Source organism: Tautonia marina (assembly GCF_009177065.1).
Lineage (GTDB): Bacteria > Planctomycetota > Planctomycetia > Isosphaerales > Isosphaeraceae > Tautonia > Tautonia marina.
The window spans coordinates 54,627-72,697 of record NZ_WEZF01000023.1; the positions used below are offsets into that span (position 1 = coordinate 54,627).

Genomic DNA, 18,071 nt, shown 5'->3' on the forward strand with positions numbered 1-18,071 from the left:
GCCCGATTGAACGGGGCAAACGTTGGGGAAGGGTGTGTCACTCGCCTGTCTTCCATTCATCGCGGCGAGTCGCGCCTCTCTTCGGGCAGCGGAGAAGCCATCTGCGAACTCAAAGGGAGCTTTTCCGTCCTGGTTCCCTCCTCATTCGCCTCTTCAATCACAACCGAGTAACCCGATCTTCAACCCGCCTTCGAGCCGACCCCGACCGTGACCTCACGACGGATCAGGCCTTCTTCGATCCGTCTGCGACGTCCCCGGGCCGTGGCTCACCACTGGGAGGATTCTCATGAATCTGGTCCGAATCGGTTCGATCTATGTGAATTTTGATCGCGTGGCAATGATCCGGAACCTGACCCCCGATCCCGACGACCCCCAACCGCTCGTCCGCCTCGAATTTGGCGAGGGGCATCATGTTGACGTGACCAACCATGCCACCGAGCTCCTGCAATGGGTCGAACAGCGCATGACCGATGTGACCGACCCTCCCGTTCTTCCTTGAGCCGCGAGGGTCGTAGCGGCATCGGTCGCCAATCGACCCACAACGGGCGTCGGCGGGCGGGTTCGACCCGCGGGAGGGAACGAAGGACGAGTCTCCCGCCCTCGCGTCCTGAAATGGCAGCGTGGGTTAGGACGGATCGACCTTGGCATCGCCCGCCTTCACGCAGGCAAGATCCGAGAGCGAATGACACCCTTCGGGTAATTCGGCCTCCTCGATCAGCATGTTCGGAATATCATCTTTGACGGCGAACCGAACTCCGCACCGGGAGCAGACCAGCGTCTGATCTTCCAGCCGCAACGGAGCTTTGCCCATCGGGCAAACAAGCAGAGACAGCAATTCCTCGCTGATCATCGGAGCCTCGTTCCTCTTTGGCTGGCGACTCCCCTTCGGGCGGTCGTCGCTTCCCGTCGATGGCGTCTGGCCGTCATTATGGAAGACGAGGCCAGGAGACGGAAGTCGAATCTGGCTGGTGAGCAGGCTGAACACGTTCGGCCTCCCGTCCCAATCGCCCAGGTCCGTCATCAAGCGAGCAGCGATGCGCAACGTGCCGATTCGGCGAGTGGTCGTCACAGGATTGGGTGCCCTCAGCCCCAACGGCGTCGGAATCGACGCCTTCCGAAGCGCCCTGCGAGCGGGCCGCAGCGGAGTGACGACCGTCCAGGAGTTCGACACCTCCGGTCTTGGCAGCCGGATTGCCGGCGCGATCCGAGGCATCGACCTCCGCGACGCCATGGACCCGAAACAACTCAAGGTCGTCAGTCGAGCCGTCCCCCTCGGGATCCTCGCCGCCCGAGAGGCCATGACCGATGCCGGATTCCCCCCGAGCGACCTCGAACTCGAGACCCGTCGCCAAATTGGAGTCTTGCTCGGCACCGGCGGCGGTGGAATCGCCTTCGTCGAAGAGCTGTACGGCTACTACTACAACGGGCAGCTCGAAAAGGCCACCGCCCTGGCCGTTCCGGCGGGAACGCCCGGCAACATCTCGTCGGAGCTGTCCATCCAGCTCGGCGTCCGGGGGCCGTCTCACGTCATCTCGACCGGCTGCACCTCCAGCACCGACGCCATCGGCTACGCCTTCCGTCGCATCCAGTACGGCGAAACCCCACTCATGCTCACCGGAGGCGCCGATGCCCCGATCGCGCCGGCCATCATGCTCGGCTTCGATGTCATGGGGATCATCTCGCGCAACTGGAACGACCAGCCCGAGCGTGCCTCCCGCCCCTTCAGCCGCGACCGCGACGGCTTCGTGCTGGGCGAAGGTTCGTGGATGCTCGTGCTGGAGGAGCGTGAACACGCCCTGGCCCGGGGCGCCCGGATCTACGGCGAACTGCTCGGCTACGCGAGCACCTGCGACGCCTGGCACCGCGTCTCGATGTCGAGCGACCTCGATGAGCCCGTCCGGGCCGTCCAGCTCGCCTTGCAAGACGCTGAGCTCTCGCCGGCCGACATCGACTATGCCAACCTCCACGGCACCGCCACCCCCCTGAACGACCGGGTCGAAACCGCCGCTCTGAAGCGGGCGCTCGGCTCGCATGCCTCGGCGATCCCGATGTCCAGCACCAAGAGTATGATCGGCCACCCACAAGGAGCCTGCGGAGCCGCCGGTCTGGTCGCCACCTTGCTCGGCCTCGATGCCGGATTCCTTCCACCGACGATCAACTGCGAGGAGGCCGACCCCGAGTGCGATCTCGACTACATCCCCCACCAGTCGCGCCCCGCCAACGGCGCCCGGATCGCCCTTTGCAATTGCATGGGATTCGGATCAAAAAACTCGGTTTTGATCATCCGTCAAGGAGACGAATCCTGAACCCGGCTCCCCTGCTCCGCCCGACCCGATCGTCGGCAACGCTCGCTGCAATACACCACCTGTTCCCAGCAATCGCGCCACTTGCGACGATTCGAGAAGGGCCGCTGGCAGACGGGACAGACCTTCGACTCGCCCGGCTTCTCCGCTCGATCTCGCTTCCGAGGACGATCGGGCATGGTCTTGACCTGGGCCAACGCAATAAACCACGAGCAGACCGCACACGAGCCGGTCCCCTCGCCTGCACGAATTTCGAACAATCTGCTAGACTACCGCGTCTCGGTCCCTCGGGGAACGGACACCAGCGTGATCGGATCACAACCCAAGGGGGCGATCATGAGTCTTCGCGAAGTGCTGGCTGGCGCGGTCGCCCGTGACCCTCGCTACAGCATCGACGCCTACGAGTTCGTCTTCGCCGCCCTCGACCTGGCCAAGGTCCGCAAGCGCAAGGCTCGCCGAGCCCGTAGCCGCGGCCGGAAGCCTCGGGGGAAAAGTGAGTCGCGGCACGTCTCGGGCCGAGAGCTGAGTGAGGCCGCCCGCGACCTGGCGCTCGACCTCTACGGTCGCCTTGCCCTGACGATCCTGTCGAGCTGGGGCCTCCGATCAACCTCGGACCTCGGCGAGATCGTCTACATCCTGATCGCTTCGGGCGACCTCGAACGCTCAGACGAAGACCAGCGCAGCGACTTCGACAACGTCTACGACTTCGAGGCCGCGCTCTGCCACGACTATGTGATTCCGATCGAGGAGCCGGAGGACGCCTCATGACCACCACTCAAGATCAAGGCCCGACCTCGCATTCCCCCGAGGCCCCCGAACCAACCGTCACCCGTGGCCAGCGACTTCGATTCGCGGCGGCCCTGGTCGTGTTCGTGGCCTGGGTGGCGGGGCTCGCCCTGCTCGCGATCCGATCCGATCCCCCTCCCCCGCTCTCGGCCGATGATCGAGCCTCCGAGCCTTCGGCGACAGCGGCTCCTGATCCCCGGGAGGGATAATGCCCCGATCGCGTCCCTGGCTCGTTCCCGACCGCCGCTCCGACCCGGAGCTAATGGACGCCCCCGGCCTTCCTGCCGAGGAGGTGGCCGACGCCTACGCCGTCCTCCGCCGGGTCAACCGCCACCTCGGGAACAACCGGGTCATCGACCACCAGGTCGGCCGGTTCGTGGTCGAAGACCCGATCGGTCCGGTCGTCTCGATGCTTGACGTCGGCTCCGGTTCGGGCGACATCCCGAGGCGAATTGGCCGCCGCCTGCTTCATCGTCCGGAAGTTGACCGCGTCGTTCCCATCGCCCTCGACCGCGACCCGGTCGCAACCGCAATCGCCGGCGCCTCGTCGTTCGAAGGTTCGCCCGTCCAGGTGGTTCGCGGAGACGCCCTGAGGCTCCCCTTCGCCGATCGGTCGGTGGACCTCGTCACCGCGGTCAAGTTCGCCCACCACTTCGAAGGAGAAACGCTCGCAAGGCTCCTCTCGGAGATGGCTCGGGTCGCCCGATGCCGGGTGATCGTCCTCGACATCCGGCGGCACTGGCTGGCCTACTGGGGATTCGTCGCCTGGAGCCGTGTCTTCACCCGCAACCGCCTCGTTCGCTTCGACGGCCCTCTGTCGGTCCTCCGGGGATTCACCGATGAGGAACTGATCGAACTGGCCTCCCCCATTCACGAATTTCGATGGACGGTTCAACGGGATCTTGGATTTCAGATCTCTTTGATTGGAAAACGCAAACAATTGTCAAAGACGAGCACAAATAACAGGTCAACATGAGATTCGAACCGGATCACGCGTTGCGGCAAACCCGAGGGACAGCAAGGTGTTCCCCCATCGCCCGAGCAGCGAGGCAACGTCGATCAGCGACGGCTGGACCAGGGCATGATGAAACGCTCGGCAGAGGGTCACGCGGCGATCGAACCGGGCATGCCAGGCTCGTTGCGCGGCTCGGAGGGCGGCGGGCCCCTCGTCGTTCCGGGCAAGTGCCCGGAGGACGAAGGGGGCGATGACCTCGGCCCCGAGCATCGCCATCGTCAGCCCCTGACCGCCGAGCGGATCGACCGTGCCTCGGGCATCACCGCTGGAGAAGATGCCGGGCAATCGGGGTGATGAGGTTTCGACCCGGACCCCGGCGACGGTCTTCCAGGGGCCGGTCGGCTCGGCAGCCTGCCAGAGGGCCGAGAGGGTGCGATTGCCGGAAAAGGTGGCATCGGCGAGGGCGTCGAGATCGCCGCGATACTGCCGGGAAAGCCGTTCGGGAAGCAGGCCGCAGAGGTTCGTTCGCCCGCCTTCGACCCGGCAGGCTCCCACGTAGCCACCGGGCAAGAGGTGCAGTCCGACCGTCCCGGACGGTTCGTCACTCGCAGGGTCGGAGACGGTTAGGTGCCGCTTCAGTCCGAACAATCGGGGCCGAAGACCGGGCAGGCTCCGAGCGCGGGTGGTGCCCGATCGGCGGATCTGGGCCGAGTGGCGGCCGTCGGCAGCCACGACGACCGAGGCCCGAGCGGCCACGGGCCTGCCCGACTCACCGCGTCCCGAGACGCCGACGACCCGACCGTCCTGCAGGATCGGCCCCGAGATGCGGGTCCCTTCGAAGACCGAAACTCCGAGCGACCTCGCCTCGTCGAGCAAGAGGGCGTCGAGGGCCGACCGACTGAGGCCGAGCCCGACGCGGCCATCGGGACCGGCGACCTCGGCTTCGAGGGTGCGACCGCGAGGGGTGGTCAGGCGGACGGATCGGATCGGTCGGCCGCCGGATCGAGCCAGGCGATCCCCCGGGACGAGCCGCTCGACCGCCTCGACCCCCTCGGGGCTGAGGTACTCGCCACAGAGCTTGTCTCTCGGGAATCGACCGGCGTCGATCAAGGCGACCCGAGCCCCCGCCCTTGCCAGCAGGATCGCCATGGCCGATCCCGACGGCCCCGCCCCCACGATCGCCGCGTCGAACGGGCGGCCGGCGTCGAGGGAATTGGTATCAAAGGCGAGCTCGGTGGGGTCGAATCGCATCGGCGGGGGTGCCTCTCAGGCGGTGTCACGAGGGATGATGATTTCTCGAATCCGCTGATTCACGCCGAGCCCCCTGGCTTTCAGGGCGGTTCGAAGCAGGTTGAATCCGCCGTAGCAGCGCTGGGCGGTCGCATAACTGAGCCACCCCTTGAAGCTGGTCGGCCCTTGATCCTGCCAGCTACTGGTCGGCTGAGAGCGGACGAGGACGTCGTTGAAGGCCGCGGCGACCTTCGAGCCAAGGGTGGTGCGATCGGGTCCGGGGCCGGCGTCGTCGGGAATCGTGATCGGCCAACTGACGTTCAGGCTGCAACTGAGGTTGCGTTCGGAGGCGGGTACGGCGATGACGTCGTACGGGTTTTCCAGTTCCATTCGGAGCAGCAGGAGTTCCACATCGACCAGCAAGGCGGGATGCTCGACCTGGTCGCGGACCCCCTTGCGGACCGAGGCGCCTTCGGAATCGGTCGATCGCGTCGTGACCGGATCGACGGTCGGGGCCGATCGAGGGGGGGGCGCGGCGGCCTCGGCGGCCAGTCGTCCCGAGACCCGGGCTCGGCTGAGGACCTCGTACGACCGGGCGACCAGGCGAAAGGCCCACTCGTCTCCCCCAAGATCGGGGTGGTACTTCTTGCTCCGGGCCCGGTAGGCGTCTCGGATCTGCTCCAGCGACGCGTCGTTCCGGACGCCGAGCACCTGGGCGGGATCGATCTCGAAAGTGTACGTCATGGTGAGTTCGGGACGGATCGGACCACGAAAGAAGGTGAGGTGGATGCCGCGCAAACCCGTCGGGAGATGCAACCGGGTTTCTGAGCATTCCCAGTGTACGCAAGCCCCGGGGCCTCGGGGAGAAGGAACCGATGAGCCACTGATTCAAGGGGGCCTCTGATCGACACGGTCGTCTTGCCTGATTGGTGAGCGGAACGGAACAATCGATCTGTCGCTGGCGGAACGCTCATGGTACAGTAACCCCTTTGCCAGAATGGCGATCCCCTCGCCCGAAGCGGCCCCGCCGTCGTGCCGGGCCGATCGTTGCGTGGGGTTGATCGCTGTTTGAAGAACCATCCCGAAGCCGAGCCGGATTCCTGAAGGAGTTGCCGACGATGGAGACGTTTGACCCGAAAGTCCTCCGCAAGCTGTTCCGCATGTCCCCCCGGACCAAGCGGCACTACGACGAGACCCGAGCCGCCTTGCGGGCCGAGCGCGTCGCCACCCCTCCCGGCCCCGGCAACCTCCGCGACCTGAAAGGCCAGGCCGACCGCGAAGCCTTCCAGAAGACCTACGACGCCCTCACGTCCGAGCCGAGCCTGGCCGAAGACGCCAAGCTCTACGACCACCTGTTCACCAAGGCTCACGGCAACGTCGCCGTCCGCACCGGGGCCTGACCCCTCGCGATGAGATTGCCCTCCGTCGGCCGGATGGCCCGATCGCCTTCCCTTCTCACGAGGGCGATCGGGGGTTTGATTGGCTGCGCCCTCCTTTTTGAATCCGGGTGCGTCTGAAGCAGTCTGGGAGTTCGCCGGCCCTCCGTAAGGTTCAGGATCAGCTTTCGACGTCGTGGCGAGCGGGTTCGGTACGCTCCGAAACCGGGTGCGTCTTCAGGCGATTTCTGTGATTCCATAACGATTTGCGCCGATTTAAATGGGTTCGTTCCGTCAAACGGAGCAGCCCGGATTGGGTTCGATTCGCGCCGGTCTCTCCGGGGTGATCGCTGCCGATCAGGACCGATCGAAGCCCCAGGGCGCCGTCGTGTGCGCCTCGGGGGCGCCATTCAGTGCGCTTCCGGTGCGCCTCGGCAGGGAGAACGCGGGAGCGTTTTCTCGTTTCCGAGTCAAGAGTTCCGTCGATCGACCTCGGTTCGTTTCGGGAAACGAGGCGAGGCTGAAACGGGTTCGTCTGGCAATGGGAACGGGAGGGTGAGGGGTTCCTCGAAACAGAATCGATCGAAGGGGACGTGTTGACACGAATCGGCGGATAACGGCGTCGGCCGCCTTCAGTTCCGTAGGGGCGAGGCAATCGTCGGGCGAGCCAGGAGTGCCAAGCAGTTCGAGTTGCCAAAGAGGCTCGACGCGCGAAGGTCCACCCGACGGTGCTCGTGTTCACCGCCGAACGTCGAGGAGGGGGAGCGGGACTTGGGGGCCGCTCACGAGATTCAACCCTTCCGTCCCTTTGAAATGATCGTGGAATTGCGGGTCGGCAGTCACAGAAAATGCCAAGAACGCTCAGGAGTCGAGGCGGGACGCTCCCAAGGCGAGCCGACCGAGTCCAGGAGGGATGGCCCCGCGTGCCCGTCGAGCGACGTGCGACCGGGCGGTCGCGGCCCGGATCGACTCCATCCCTTTGTGTTGACGAGGCACCACCGATGCAATGCCCCCACTGCCACATCGACCTGGCGATTGCCGATCGCCAGGGGATCGAGATCGACGACTGCCCGCGCTGCCGGGGCGTCTGACTCGACCGCGGCGAGTTGGACAAGCTCATCGACCGCTCCGTTGCCGCGATCGGCGGTGGAGCCAAGCCAATTGACCGCGATGACGACGACCGCCGACGGCCGCCTTCGTACCCCTCCGATCGGCCGAAAGAATATGACCGCGACGACGATTACGCGAAGCGGCGCCGGAAGAAGTCGTTCCTGGGCGAGCTGTTCGATTTCGACTGATGGATCGCCTGGCCGGGGCCCTTCGGAATCCCGAAGAGGGGGATGCCCCGCCCCATCGGGCCGCCGTGATCGTCCCCGATCGAGTCGTCGGGTGTGTCGAGTCCTCGAAGACACGCCATCCGGCGCCGTTCGCAGATCGGTGTGTCTTCGAGGACTCGACACACCCCATGGGAACTCACCCCGCCTCGCCCGTGGCCCGCGGCTCAGAACCCTGGGCACCCGGCGGCTCGGCCTTGTCGGAATCGGGAAGATCGAGTTCGAAGGGCCGACGCTCGGGTTCTGTCGGAGCGTTCTCGTCATCAGGGGGTGCGAGGATCTCGAAGAGGAGCTGACCTTCCCGAATCGTGACCCCCTCTCGGATCCCGACGGCAAGGGAGAGGATGCCATCGGCGGGGGCCTTGATCTGTGCTTTCTCGATCGTACGCCGGAGAAGTTCCTCGCGCTCTTTCTCCAGTTCGAAGCTCGATTTCCTGGCCCACTCTTCGGCCTTGGCCTTCTCGACGTCGCCTTCGAGCGACTTGATCCGGAGCTCGTAGGTGTATTGTTTGAGAACCTCAAGTGCCTTCTCGGCCCTCCCCAGAGCCAATTCGGCGCGCTGAACCCTGACCTTCGCCTTCAGGATGCGCATCGCCCGCTCATCCTCCGGGGCGTTCCGCGCCACGCGAGCGAGGCGGGCGTTCGCCACGTCCAGCTCCGAATGCGCGAGCTTGACCTCCGCCATCGCCTCGAACTCCTCAAGGGGGAAGACGCCCTGGAGGTAGCGCCTCACCGTCACTTCTGCGATCTCGCGATCCTTGATGGCGTTCTGGTAGTCGGCCTCGGACCGTTCGGTGGCGATCTGCTGGGAGGCGAGCTGGTCCCGGAGACTCGTGGTGTCGAGTTCGCAGATGACCTGATCCCGGGAGACGACCGTGCCCTGGGGGAGGATCGAGCGGATCTCCAGGGGCATTCTGATCTCGGCATGGACCCGCGCGGGGGCAATCTCCCAGGGGGTGTTCAACAAAGAAGGGGCGGTCTCATCCGTGCCGGGGTCGGCCTGATCCGGCCCCGGAGCCACTGGGTCCTGTTCGACGAGGACCGCACCGCCGGGGGGAGGGTCAGGCATCGGATCGGCATTGCCTGAGCCGCCCCAGGATGCCAATCCAGCGGCCCCGGCGCCAATGCCGAGAAGTGCAATGCCGCCGAGGGCGAGCGTCCGTAACGCGGAAATCATGAGCATACTCCGAAGGGTTGAGGAGGCCAGGGGGACCGAGAGCGAGGCGATCGAGACGCCTCGGGAGGCGACGGCGAGGCGGGAGGCGGCGGAGGCCCAGCCGATCGAGGCGAGGGAGGAGGCCGTCGAGGTGAGCGGGACGGGGGCGAGCAGCAGGGAGGAGGCGGACGAGGGGGTCAGGCCGCGGCGGAGGAGGCGGGGACGGAGGCGGTCTCGGGCGCGGGAGAGGCGGGTGCGGAGGGTGGGCGTCGGGATGCCGAGCCGGGCGGACGCCTGGTCGTGGGTCATCCCCTGGAGGTAGCAGAGGACGAGCGGGTCGCGGTAGCGAGACGGAAGGCGGTCGAGTTCGTCGTAGAGGACGGCCCAGTCGTCAGGGTGGGAGGGGTCGGGAGCGGTCGGGGTGATTTGCGTCGACGAGTGCTCGGCCAGGGAGCGCTCGGCCTGTCGGCGGCGGGAGGCACGGGTCCTGGCTCGCAGTGCCACCCGGCGGGCCACGCCGAAGAGCCAGGGGCCGACCGAGCTGGCCTTCTGGATCGCACCGGCCCGGCGGGCGAGGATGAGGAAGGTCGCCTGGTAGGCATCGGCGGCGTCGTCCGGGTCGCCGAGGATGCTGAGGCAGACGTGCCGGACCATCGCTCCGTGCCGATCGACCAGCACGGCAAAGGCGCATTCGGCCTCGTCGGCCCTGCCGTCGAGATAACGGCGGAGCAGGTCGCCATCGCTCATCGAGCCCGCCGCGCCAATCGTGAACAGGATGCGCAGCGGAGTCGCGGCGGCAGATCGGTCATTCATGAACACAGGCCCCCGAATCACGGTTCCTGTCCATAGTGCCGCGAAGGGGGGCGGGGTGCGTCAATTTTCTTCAGAATCAGCAGCGGGAGGAACGGTTGACCTCATCCGGGTTCGGGGCACTTGAGGCCAGGATGGCCCCAGGCACTCCACCGGATCCTCAAGGCCATCCGATCCAGCAGAGTGATGGATGATCCCCTGCCCCTCCGGATCCCGTCTGGGGGGCAGGAAAATGGACGTATCGTCACCAGGAGCGGGTGACCTCGTCGATCTCCTTCTCGGCCTGGTCGCGGGCGTAGCCGTAGCGGGCCTGGAGCTTGCCGATGAGCTGGTCGCGCTTGCCGGCGATCTGGTCGAGTTCGTCGTCGGTCAGGTCGCCCCACTTCTCCTTGACCTTCCCTTTGAACTGCTTCCAGTTCCCTTCGATCTGGTCCCAATTCATGGATGTGCTCCTTGATGAGGGTTGCGTGGTGCCTCCTTGAACATCGAGGAGGCAACGCCTTTGTGAGGGGCAACTCCTGTACCGGCGATGTTCCGGGGAATCGACGATCTCCGCAGGGTGAGATCGGCAATCCTTCGTGGTGCATCGGGAACATGCCCGGGCACTTGAACGGAACGGTTTTTCCCTTGCTCCGCTGAGTTCGGGAGAAGGGGTCGGGAGGCAGGGTGTGCGGGCAGGGACGAGGTGGCGGGCTCGGCTCTGAATGCGAAGACCCCTCACCCCGGCCCTCTCCCCGAGGGTGGGGAGAGGGAGACAGATTCATTCCAAAGCGCCGGGAGCCCTCAACCCAAAAGGCTTCGTGCGAGCGGGGAGCGGGAATCGATCGATGCGAGAATCGGGCGGAGCCCCGACTCAGCGGGCAATGAGGATGATGGTGCTACGGGGCTGGACCTCGTAGGTGTCGTCGGGGAGGAAGGCGGCGGCTTCCTGGGGGACGATGTCCTCGCCTTCGGGGAGGGAGGTGTCGACGACGCGGTACCAGCGGCGGTCGTCCTGCTCGGGGAGCTCGACCTCGATGGGTTCCCAGAAGGCATTGCTGGCGACGTAGATGGGAACGTCCCAGCGCTCCTCGGTCTCGAAGGCTTCGAGGGTCCAGGCGAGGAAGCGGGAGGTGCCGGAGAAATCCGGCTTCTCGGGCTCGACGCCGTGCCAGGTGATGTTGCGGAGGATCGGGGTCTCGTCCTCCTCGGAGGTCATGTAGCGCCAGCGGCGGATGATCGAGTGTTTTTTGCGGAATTCGATGATGTGTTTCGTGAAGCGGTAGATTTCGCGGTGCTGCTTGAGCAGCTCCCAGTTGAGCCAGTTGAGGGAGTTGTCCTGGTAGACGGTGTTGTTGTTCCCCAGGGCCGAGCGGCGCATCTCGTCGCCGTAGAGGAGCATAGGGGTGCCCTGTGAAAGGAAGAGCAAGGTGAGGAAGTTCTTGATCTGGGTGACGCGGAGGCGTTCGATCGTTTCCTTTTGCTCGTCGTCGAGGTCCTCGGCATCCTCAACCGGCCCCTCGACGCCGCAGTTCCACGACTCGTTTTCGTTGTGGCCGTCGCGATTCTCTTCGCCGTTGCGAATGTTGTGCTTTTCGTTGTAGGAGACGAGGTCGTTGAGGGTGAAGCCGTCGTGACAGGTGACGAAGTTGATGGAGTGGTAGGGGGATCGCTCGCTGTCGTCGGTCGGGGCGAACAGGTCGTACGAGCCGGCGACGCGGGTGGCGAGTTCACCGGCGATCCCCAGGTCCCCTTTGAGGAACTTGCGGACGGCGTCGCGGAACTTGCCGTTCCACTCGGCCCAGCGGCGGTCGGAGAAGGAGCCGAGGCGGTACTGGCGGATCGACCAGGGCTCGGCGATGAGCTTGATTCGGGAGAGGACGGGATCGGTCTCGATCTCCTCGATGATCGGGGTTTTCCCCTTCTCCTGTCCGTCGACGTCGATGGCGAAGACGGCGGCGAGGTCGAAGCGGAAGCCATCGACGTGCATTTCCTCGACCCAGTAGCGCAGGCAATCGAGAATGAACTTGCGCACCACCGGGTGGTTGCAGTTCATGGTGTTGCCGCAGCCGGTGAAGTCGTTATAGAACTGCGGCTGGCCGGGCATCAGCATGTAGTAGATCTGGTTATCGAGGCCCTTGAAGCTGACGGTCGGGCCGTAGTGGTTGCCTTCCCGGGAGTGGTTGAAGACGACGTCGAGGATGACCTCGATGTTGGCCTTGTGCAGCTCTCGGACGAGCATCTTGAACTCGTCGACCTGGGCGCCGAGCTTGCCGTAGTAGCTGTAGTGGCTCTCGGGGGCGAAGAAGGCGACGGTGTTGTATCCCCAGGCGTTGGCCAGGCGTTCACCGGTGACGGGGTCGCGGAAAGGGCCGTCGAAGCGGTCGAACTCGAAGACGGGGAGAAGTTCGACGGCGGTGATCCCCAGATCCTTGAGGTAGGGGATCTTTTCCATGAAGCCGCGGTACGTGCCTTCGAAGTCGGTTTCGGAGGAGTGGTGGCGGGTGAAGCCGCGGACGTTAACCTCGTAGATGATCGATTCTTCGATGGGGATGTCGGGGTGCTTGTCCCCTTGCCAGTCGAAGTCGGATCGGTAGGCGACGCAGCGCGGGGCGCCGCCGAGGTTCGAGACCTTGCTGGGCCGGAGGTGGCGGTCGGGGTCGTCGGGGAGGGAGTTGTCGTAGCCGAGGGGGTCGCCGTCGTTCCAGTCGAAGTCTCCGGAGATGGCCGGAGCGTAAGGATCGAGCAGGACCTTGTGGGGGTTGAAGCGGGAGCCGTCCTTGTCGGGTCGATAGGGGCCATCGGCACGATAGTTGTACAGGGTGCCGTTGGGCAACCCTTCGACGAACAGGTGCCAGATGTCTCCGGTTTTGTTGGCGGTTCGGGAGAAGGGAATGACGATCGCCGGCGTGTCATCGGCGATATTGTCGAACAGGAGCAGCTCCATCCGGGTCGCACCCTGGGAATGGACCGCGAAGTTGATCCCGTCGGATCGGACGGTCGGCCCCAGCGGTTCCGGGTCTCCCGGGTGAATGTCCTTGATCGTCGGCATCGGCGGCGACCGGGCGACGAAGCGCCCGCCCCAAGGTAAGATCGTTGTCCGGACGTGACTGAACGCGAAGCAAATCCCCACGCCGGCTTCCCAGACGGGAACCGCGACGTGGGGCGTCCGGTGGCCCAATCTAGCAAGTTTCGGTCCCTTTGTGCAGGGCTGCCGCCTCGACCCGTCCGGCTCTCGGCCCCTTCTTCAGGTGAAAGCAACCGATCATGCCACCACGACCCGACGACACCGAGCCACTGGCATCACCGGAGGAGCCCCGAACCCCTCGCCCCGCCGAAACCCGTGCCGAGGCCCTCTTTCAGGCCGAAGCGCAGGCCGTGGCCGAGGCTCCGTTGCGGAGGCCCCGGGCCACGTATCGGCTGCAGCTTCACCGCGACTTTCCGTTGACGAAGGTCGAGGCGATTCTTGACTATCTGGACGATCTGGGCATTTCGGATGCCTATTTTTCTCCCTACCTTGCCGCGCGACCCGGCAGCACGCACGGCTACGACGTGTTCGACCACGGGCAGATCAACCCCGAGATCGGCGACGAGGAGACGCACGAGCGGCTCGTCCGGAAAATGCTCGATCGGGGGATGGGCCGGGTGATCGACGTGGTGCCGAACCACATGGGAATCACCGGCGGCAACCCGTTCTGGGCCGATCTGCTCGAAAACGGCAAGCAGGCGGCATCGGCCCGATACTTCGACGTCGACTGGTATCCGGTCAAGGAGGAGCTGGAAGGCCGGGTCTTGCTGCCGGTCCTGGGAGACCAGTACGGCAAGGTCCTCGAAGACGGCCAGCTCGTCGTCGGTCGCAAGGAGGGATCGTTTTATCTCGACTATTTCGACCATCGGTTTCCCCTCTCGCCGAGGTCGTACGGCCTGATCCTCGGTCAGCGGCCCGAGGTGCTGGACACGGTGCTCAACCCGGACGACGTCCACTTGCTGGAGTTCCGGAGCGTCATCGCCGCGATCGAGAATCTGCCTCCCCGAGATGCCGACGACGAGGAATCAATCGCTCGATACCGCGCCGAGAAAGAGGTGATCAAGCACCGAATCGCCCGGCTTTGCGAGGAATCGCCAAAGCTGGCCGCCTTTGTCGATGAGAATGTCGCCCTGTTCCGGGGAGAACCCGGCGATCCGCGCAGCTTCGACCTGTTGCACGAACTGCTCGAACATCAGGTCTACCGCCTGGCCTACTGGCGGGTGGCCGTGGAAGAAATCAACTACCGGAGATTCTTCGACATCAACGACCTGGCCGGGGTGCGGATCGAGGACCCGGAGGTTCTGGAAACGACCCACCGCCTGATTTTCGACTGGGTAGATCGCGGAGGAGTGTCGGCGCTTCGGATCGACCACCCGGACGGCCTGGCCGATCCGGCGGGGTACTTCGCAAGGCTTCAGGAAACCTTGTTCGTCCGAGCATGTCTCCAACGGCTGGACAACGGCGTGGACGACGCGGAGCGATCGGAGATCGAGCAACGGTTGCGCGATCGCTTCCGATCGGCCCTCGAGGCCGAGCCGAACGGCCCGCTGGCGAGGCGATACCCGATTGTCGTCGAGAAGATTCTCAGCCGGGGGGAAGACCTTCCCGAGCGCTGGACGATCGACGGAACGGTCGGATACGAATATCTGAACGCACTGAACGGTCTGTTCGTCGATCCTGAAGGCCAGCCGACCATCGAAACGTCGTACGCCGAATTCACGGGAGACACCGAGCCGTGGCACGAGGTTGTGTACGACGCGAAGCAGTTGATCTGTCGGGCCTCACTTGCGAGTGAGTTGAACATGCTCGCGCGGCAGCTCAACCGGGTGAGCGAACACGATCGCCGCAGCAGAGACTTCACGCTGAACGATCTGCGTCGGGCCTTGCGCGAGGTCATCGCCTGCTTCCCGGTCTACCGAACCTATTTGAAGCCGGGCGAGCCGATGACCGAACGCGACCGGGCGTACATCGACCAGGCCGTTTATCGGGCCCGACGACGGAACCCGACGATCGACCCGTCGGTCTTCGAGTTCATTCGGGCGGCCCTCTTGCTGGAACATCCGGCGGGGATCTCGGCCGACGACATCGAGCAGCGCGAGGCGTTCGTCATCCGGTTCCAGCAGACGACCGGACCGGTGACGGCCAAGGGGGTCGAGGACACGGCCTTTTACCGGCAAATCAAGCTTGCCTCGCTCAACGAGGTGGGCGGCGAGCCGGCCCGGTTCGGGCACTCGCCGTCGTCGTTCCACGCGATCAACGCCCACCGCCTGAACCTCTGGCCCGGCGGCTTCTCGACCACCGCCACGCACGACAACAAGCGCGGCGAAGACACGAGAATGCGGATCAACGTGCTCTCGGAACTCAGCGGCGACTGGCAGACCCACCTGACCCGCTGGGGCTACTGGAACAAGACGAAGAAGACCGAGGTCCACGGTGCCCCGGCTCCGGATGCACGGGAAGAGTACCTGTTCTATCAAACCCTGATTGGGGCCTGGCCCTTCGGCTCGTCGGACGAGGTTCCGGAGGGCCTGGTCGAGCGCGTGCAGCAGTACCTGCTCAAGGCGCTGCGCGAGGCGAAGCTCAACACCACCTGGACCGACCCCGATCCGTCGTACGGCGATGCCGTCTCGAAGTTCGTGGCCGACGTGCTCTCGGGGGAAGGGGCCGAGATCTTCCTCAAGGATTTCCTGCCGTTTCAGCGACAGGTGGCCCGAATCGGGGTGATCGGGTCGCTCGGGCAAGTGTTGCTCAAGATCGCGTCTCCGGGGGTCCCGGATGTGTACCAGGGGTGCGACCTGTGGGACCTGGCGCTTGTCGATCCCGACAACCGAAGACCGGTTGATTACGACCACCGCCGCCAGGCACTCGCCGCGCTTCGCCAGGAAATCGCCTCGGGAACGCCGCGTGATCAACTGGCCGCACGTTTGCTCAGCGCTCCGGAGGACGGCCTGATCAAGCTCTATCTGCTCTGGACGGCCCTGAGTCATCGAAAGGAGCACCCGGAGGTCTACTCGCACGGGGTCTACCGCCCCCTGGAGGCCGAAGGGGAACGCAAGGGGAACGTCCTGTCGTTCGGCCGCTACCGAGATGGTCGGTACGCCGCGGTGGTCGTCCCTCGGCTTGTGGCCGGACTGATGGGGGAGGAGAGTCAGCAGATGCCGGTCGGGCCGGAAGTCTGGGGAGACACGGTCCTCGGGCTCCCCGACTCGGGACTGCCCCGGCGCTGGCGGAACCTCCTGACCGACGAGGTGGTCGAACTTCAGAACGGGGACGGTCGGCCGGTGTTGCCGATTGCCGAGATCTTCCGGACGATCCCGTTCGGCCTGATGGTTGAGCAGGAGTGATCGGCCCGTTCCATTCCTCACGCCAAAGGTTCCCGAGCGTGCCCCCTGGCTGGGAAAATGCTCGGGGAACCTGACGCGGTGTTGTCACGATTCCAAGGGCTCAGGAGGCGTCGGGGCGGGCGCCGGCTCGATGCCGAGGCGTGTCCGGTACGGCCCGGGGACCTGGCCATTCCAGCGCCCGAACAGGGCGGTCTGTTCGGCGAGCCACGATCGGCGATCGGGTGTTAACTGTTCGGTCCGGAACCGCCAGGCCCAGTTCCCCTCTCCCACGCCGGGCACGTTCATGCGGGCCTCGGTCCCCAGGCCGAGGATGTCCTGGAGCGGGGCGATCGCCGTGTTCGCAACCGAGGCCCAGGCCAGGCGAATCAGGCCGAGCGGGATGTCATCGGCCTGCCCGGGTCCGAGGTAGCGGCGGACGAAGCGGCGCTCGGCCTCCATCTCCTCGGGAGGCTGGGTGGTCTTGCCCGGTTCGGTTTCGAACCAGCCGAGCGTCGTGTCGTTGTCGTGCGTGCCGGTGTAGGCAACGCAGTGCGGAATGTAACAGTGGGGCAGATACACATCGGCGAGCGGATCGTTGCCGAAGGCGAACTGAAGGACCCGCATCCCCGGCAAGCCGAAGCGGTCGCGGAGGGCTTCGACCTCGGGGGTGATCACCCCCAGGTCCTCGGCAATGAGCGGGAGCCGACCGCCGAGCGCCTTGCGAACGGCATCGAGCAGTTCGTCTCCCGGAGCGGGTTCCCACTCGCAGCGATCGTCGGCGGCGTTCTCGGCCTTCGCGGGAATAGCGTAGCAGGCTTCCAGGCCGCGGAAGTGGTCGAACCGGAGGAGGTCGAACCGACCGAGCGCGGCGGCGATTCGCCGAGACCACCAGGCGAAGTCGTCTTTCAGGTGCGCTCCCCAGCGATAGAGCGGGTTGCCCCAATCCTGGCCCAGCTCGTTGAAGTAATCCGGAGGGACGCCGGCGGTGTGGGTCGGGCGGTTGTTCGCATCAAGGCGGAACAGGTCGCGGTGGGTCCAGACGTCGGCCCCGTCGAAGGCGACGAAGATGGGCAGGTCGCCGATCAGTCCAATCCCTCGATCGCGGCACCGGGCGCGGAAGTCGCGCCATTGCTGGTCGAAGAGATATTGCTCGAAGCGGCCGAAGGCGATCTCGTCGGCCAGTTCCAGGTCGATGCGTTGCAGGGCCTCGGGAACGCGATCGGCCAGGTCACGGTCCCATTCGTTCCAGGGGCGGTTGCCGAAGTGCTGCTTCAGGGCGTTGTAGCGGCAGTAGTCTTCCAGCCAGTCGGCCGCTCGACGGCGAAAGGCGAGGAACCCGTCGTCGGGCTGGAAGCGGGAGAAGGCCAGGCGGTGCAGACGATTCTTGAACTCGGCCACCGCGGCGAAATCGACCCGATCCACGGGGAAATCGGGCAGGTCGTCCAGCTCGGAACCGTTGAGGAGCCCCTGCTCCACCAGCGGCTCCGGCGCGATCAGCAGCGGATTCCCGGCGAAGGAGGACGGCGAGGCATAGGGAGAGTTCCCGGCGCCGATCGGCCCCACCGGGAGCATCTGCCACCAGCGCTGGCCGGTGTCGGCCATGACGTCGAGAAACCAGTCTGAGCCCCGGCCGAGGTCGCCGATCCCAAACCGGCCGGGAAGCGAGGTCAAATGCAGCAAGATGCCACTGGCGCGTTGCAAGTCCATCTCCAGATCGCTCCCGGTCAAGGGTCGTGAGCAGGCCATCCGAAACCATCGCGCCTCGTACGATCGGCCGGCAACTCCATCGCA

General features: G+C 65.4%; 15 protein-coding genes and 1 pseudogene. 8 read left to right on the forward strand and 8 right to left on the reverse strand.

The annotated features are described in order from the left end of the window. Positions 1–286 precede the first annotated feature (286 nt). A complete protein-coding gene (locus GA615_RS22790; protein ID WP_152053636.1) occupies positions 287–499 on the forward strand; it encodes a hypothetical protein in 213 nt (70 codons plus the stop codon). A gap of 126 nt (positions 500–625) precedes the next feature. Here the strand turns inward: GA615_RS22790 and GA615_RS28285 are convergent, their stop codons facing one another. After that, on the reverse strand, positions 626–985 hold the full coding sequence (locus GA615_RS28285; RefSeq protein WP_235905628.1) for a Trm112 family protein: 360 nt from the start codon (positions 983–985) through the stop codon (positions 626–628). Between the two features lie 49 nt (positions 986–1,034). Between GA615_RS28285 and GA615_RS22800 the strand changes: the two genes are divergently transcribed. Continuing rightward, positions 1,035–2,306, forward strand: a complete 1,272-nt coding sequence (locus tag GA615_RS22800; RefSeq protein ID WP_152053637.1) for a beta-ketoacyl-[acyl-carrier-protein] synthase family protein — start codon at positions 1,035–1,037, stop codon at positions 2,304–2,306. Here the strand turns inward: GA615_RS22800 and GA615_RS28495 are convergent. Continuing rightward, the gene (locus GA615_RS28495; protein ID WP_152053638.1) at positions 2,288–2,482 is read right to left on the reverse strand and encodes a DUF2256 domain-containing protein; all 195 of its coding nucleotides are present in this window, start codon (positions 2,480–2,482) and stop codon (positions 2,288–2,290) included. The genes GA615_RS22800 and GA615_RS28495 overlap by 19 nt on opposite strands. Here GA615_RS28495 and GA615_RS22810 point away from each other — a divergent pair. Genes GA615_RS22810 through GA615_RS22820 form a run of 3 tightly spaced genes read left to right on the forward strand, consistent with a single transcriptional unit; the run spans position 2,481 to position 4,065 of the window. Further along, on the forward strand, positions 2,481–3,071 hold the full coding sequence (locus GA615_RS22810; protein WP_235905629.1) for a Minf_1886 family protein: 591 nt from the start codon (positions 2,481–2,483) through the stop codon (positions 3,069–3,071). The two genes, GA615_RS28495 and GA615_RS22810, sit on opposite strands and share 2 nt — an antisense overlap. Continuing rightward, complete coding sequence (locus GA615_RS22815; RefSeq protein WP_152053639.1) at positions 3,068–3,298, forward strand: hypothetical protein; 231 nt, start codon at positions 3,068–3,070, stop codon at positions 3,296–3,298. Before GA615_RS22810 ends, GA615_RS22815 begins: the two co-directional genes overlap by 4 nt. Beyond that, positions 3,298–4,065: a methyltransferase domain-containing protein gene (locus tag GA615_RS22820; RefSeq protein ID WP_152053640.1), complete on the forward strand. Its 768-nt coding sequence runs from the start codon at positions 3,298–3,300 to the stop codon at positions 4,063–4,065. Before GA615_RS22815 ends, GA615_RS22820 begins: the two co-directional genes overlap by 1 nt. On the opposite strand, the gene GA615_RS22825 is transcribed toward GA615_RS22820, so the two are convergent. Beyond that, complete coding sequence (locus GA615_RS22825; protein ID WP_152053641.1) at positions 4,057–5,295, reverse strand: NAD(P)/FAD-dependent oxidoreductase; 1,239 nt, start codon at positions 5,293–5,295, stop codon at positions 4,057–4,059. The genes GA615_RS22820 and GA615_RS22825 overlap by 9 nt on opposite strands. Before the next feature lie 15 nt (positions 5,296–5,310). Next, the gene (locus GA615_RS22830) at positions 5,311–6,018 is read right to left on the reverse strand and encodes a J domain-containing protein (protein ID WP_152053642.1); all 708 of its coding nucleotides are present in this window, start codon (positions 6,016–6,018) and stop codon (positions 5,311–5,313) included. A 374-nt stretch (positions 6,019–6,392) separates the two neighbouring features. On the opposite strand from GA615_RS22830, the gene GA615_RS22835 reads away from it, so the two are divergent. After that, entirely contained in the window at positions 6,393–6,674 is a 282-nt protein-coding gene (locus GA615_RS22835; protein WP_152053643.1) for a hypothetical protein, read from the forward strand. Positions 6,675–7,651: 977 nt separating this feature from the next. Further along, positions 7,652–7,948 (forward strand): annotated as a pseudogene (locus GA615_RS28785) (TFIIB-type zinc ribbon-containing protein). A gap of 175 nt (positions 7,949–8,123) precedes the next feature. On the opposite strand, the gene GA615_RS22850 reads toward GA615_RS28785, so the two are convergent. The 3 genes from GA615_RS22850 to glgX all read right to left on the reverse strand — a co-directional run bounded on the left by GA615_RS22850 (position 8,124) and on the right by glgX (position 12,981). After that, positions 8,124–9,953 carry a sigma-70 family RNA polymerase sigma factor gene (locus GA615_RS22850; protein ID WP_152053646.1) on the reverse strand — a complete coding sequence of 610 codons (1,830 nt, stop codon included), beginning with the start codon at positions 9,951–9,953 and terminating at the stop codon, positions 8,124–8,126. A gap of 241 nt (positions 9,954–10,194) precedes the next feature. Further along, positions 10,195–10,392 carry a CsbD family protein gene (locus GA615_RS22855; RefSeq protein ID WP_152053647.1) on the reverse strand — a complete coding sequence of 66 codons (198 nt, stop codon included), beginning with the start codon at positions 10,390–10,392 and terminating at the stop codon, positions 10,195–10,197. A 411-nt stretch (positions 10,393–10,803) separates the two neighbouring features. Beyond that, positions 10,804–12,981, reverse strand: a complete 2,178-nt coding sequence (gene glgX, locus GA615_RS22860) for a glycogen debranching protein GlgX (protein ID WP_152053648.1) — start codon at positions 12,979–12,981, stop codon at positions 10,804–10,806. Positions 12,982–13,196: 215 nt separating this feature from the next. On the opposite strand from glgX, the gene treY reads away from it, so the two are divergent. Then, a complete protein-coding gene (gene treY, locus GA615_RS22865; protein ID WP_152053649.1) occupies positions 13,197–16,301 on the forward strand; it encodes a malto-oligosyltrehalose synthase in 3,105 nt (1,034 codons plus the stop codon). An 84-nt stretch (positions 16,302–16,385) separates the two neighbouring features. Here the strand turns inward: treY and malQ are convergent, their stop codons facing one another. Next, a complete protein-coding gene (malQ, locus tag GA615_RS22870; RefSeq protein ID WP_152053650.1) occupies positions 16,386–17,987 on the reverse strand; it encodes a 4-alpha-glucanotransferase in 1,602 nt (533 codons plus the stop codon). Between the last annotated feature and the right edge of the window lie 84 nt (positions 17,988–18,071).

Excerpts from the sequence above, each read along its gene's own strand:
- GA615_RS22790 (WP_152053636.1), top strand. The coding sequence starts at position 287 with ATGAATCTGGTCCGAATCGGTTCGATCTATGTGAATTTTGATCGCGTG.
- GA615_RS22800 (WP_152053637.1), top strand. The coding sequence starts at position 1,035 with ATGCGCAACGTGCCGATTCGGCGAGTGGTCGTCACAGGATTGGGTGCC.
- GA615_RS22810 (WP_235905629.1), top strand. The coding sequence starts at position 2,481 with ATGGTCTTGACCTGGGCCAACGCAATAAACCACGAGCAGACCGCACAC.
- GA615_RS28495 (WP_152053638.1), bottom strand. The coding sequence starts at position 2,482 with ATGCCCGATCGTCCTCGGAAGCGAGATCGAGCGGAGAAGCCGGGCGAG.
- GA615_RS22815 (WP_152053639.1), top strand. The coding sequence starts at position 3,068 with ATGACCACCACTCAAGATCAAGGCCCGACCTCGCATTCCCCCGAGGCC.
- GA615_RS22820 (WP_152053640.1), top strand. The coding sequence starts at position 3,298 with ATGCCCCGATCGCGTCCCTGGCTCGTTCCCGACCGCCGCTCCGACCCG.
- GA615_RS22825 (WP_152053641.1), bottom strand. The coding sequence starts at position 5,295 with ATGCGATTCGACCCCACCGAGCTCGCCTTTGATACCAATTCCCTCGAC.
- GA615_RS22830 (WP_152053642.1), bottom strand. The coding sequence starts at position 6,018 with ATGACGTACACTTTCGAGATCGATCCCGCCCAGGTGCTCGGCGTCCGG.
- GA615_RS22835 (WP_152053643.1), top strand. The coding sequence starts at position 6,393 with ATGGAGACGTTTGACCCGAAAGTCCTCCGCAAGCTGTTCCGCATGTCC.
- GA615_RS22850 (WP_152053646.1), bottom strand. The coding sequence starts at position 9,953 with ATGAATGACCGATCTGCCGCCGCGACTCCGCTGCGCATCCTGTTCACG.
- GA615_RS22855 (WP_152053647.1), bottom strand. The coding sequence starts at position 10,392 with ATGAATTGGGACCAGATCGAAGGGAACTGGAAGCAGTTCAAAGGGAAG.
- glgX (WP_152053648.1), bottom strand. The coding sequence starts at position 12,981 with ATGCCGACGATCAAGGACATTCACCCGGGAGACCCGGAACCGCTGGGG.
- treY (WP_152053649.1), top strand. The coding sequence starts at position 13,197 with ATGCCACCACGACCCGACGACACCGAGCCACTGGCATCACCGGAGGAG.
- malQ (WP_152053650.1), bottom strand. The coding sequence starts at position 17,987 with ATGGACTTGCAACGCGCCAGTGGCATCTTGCTGCATTTGACCTCGCTT.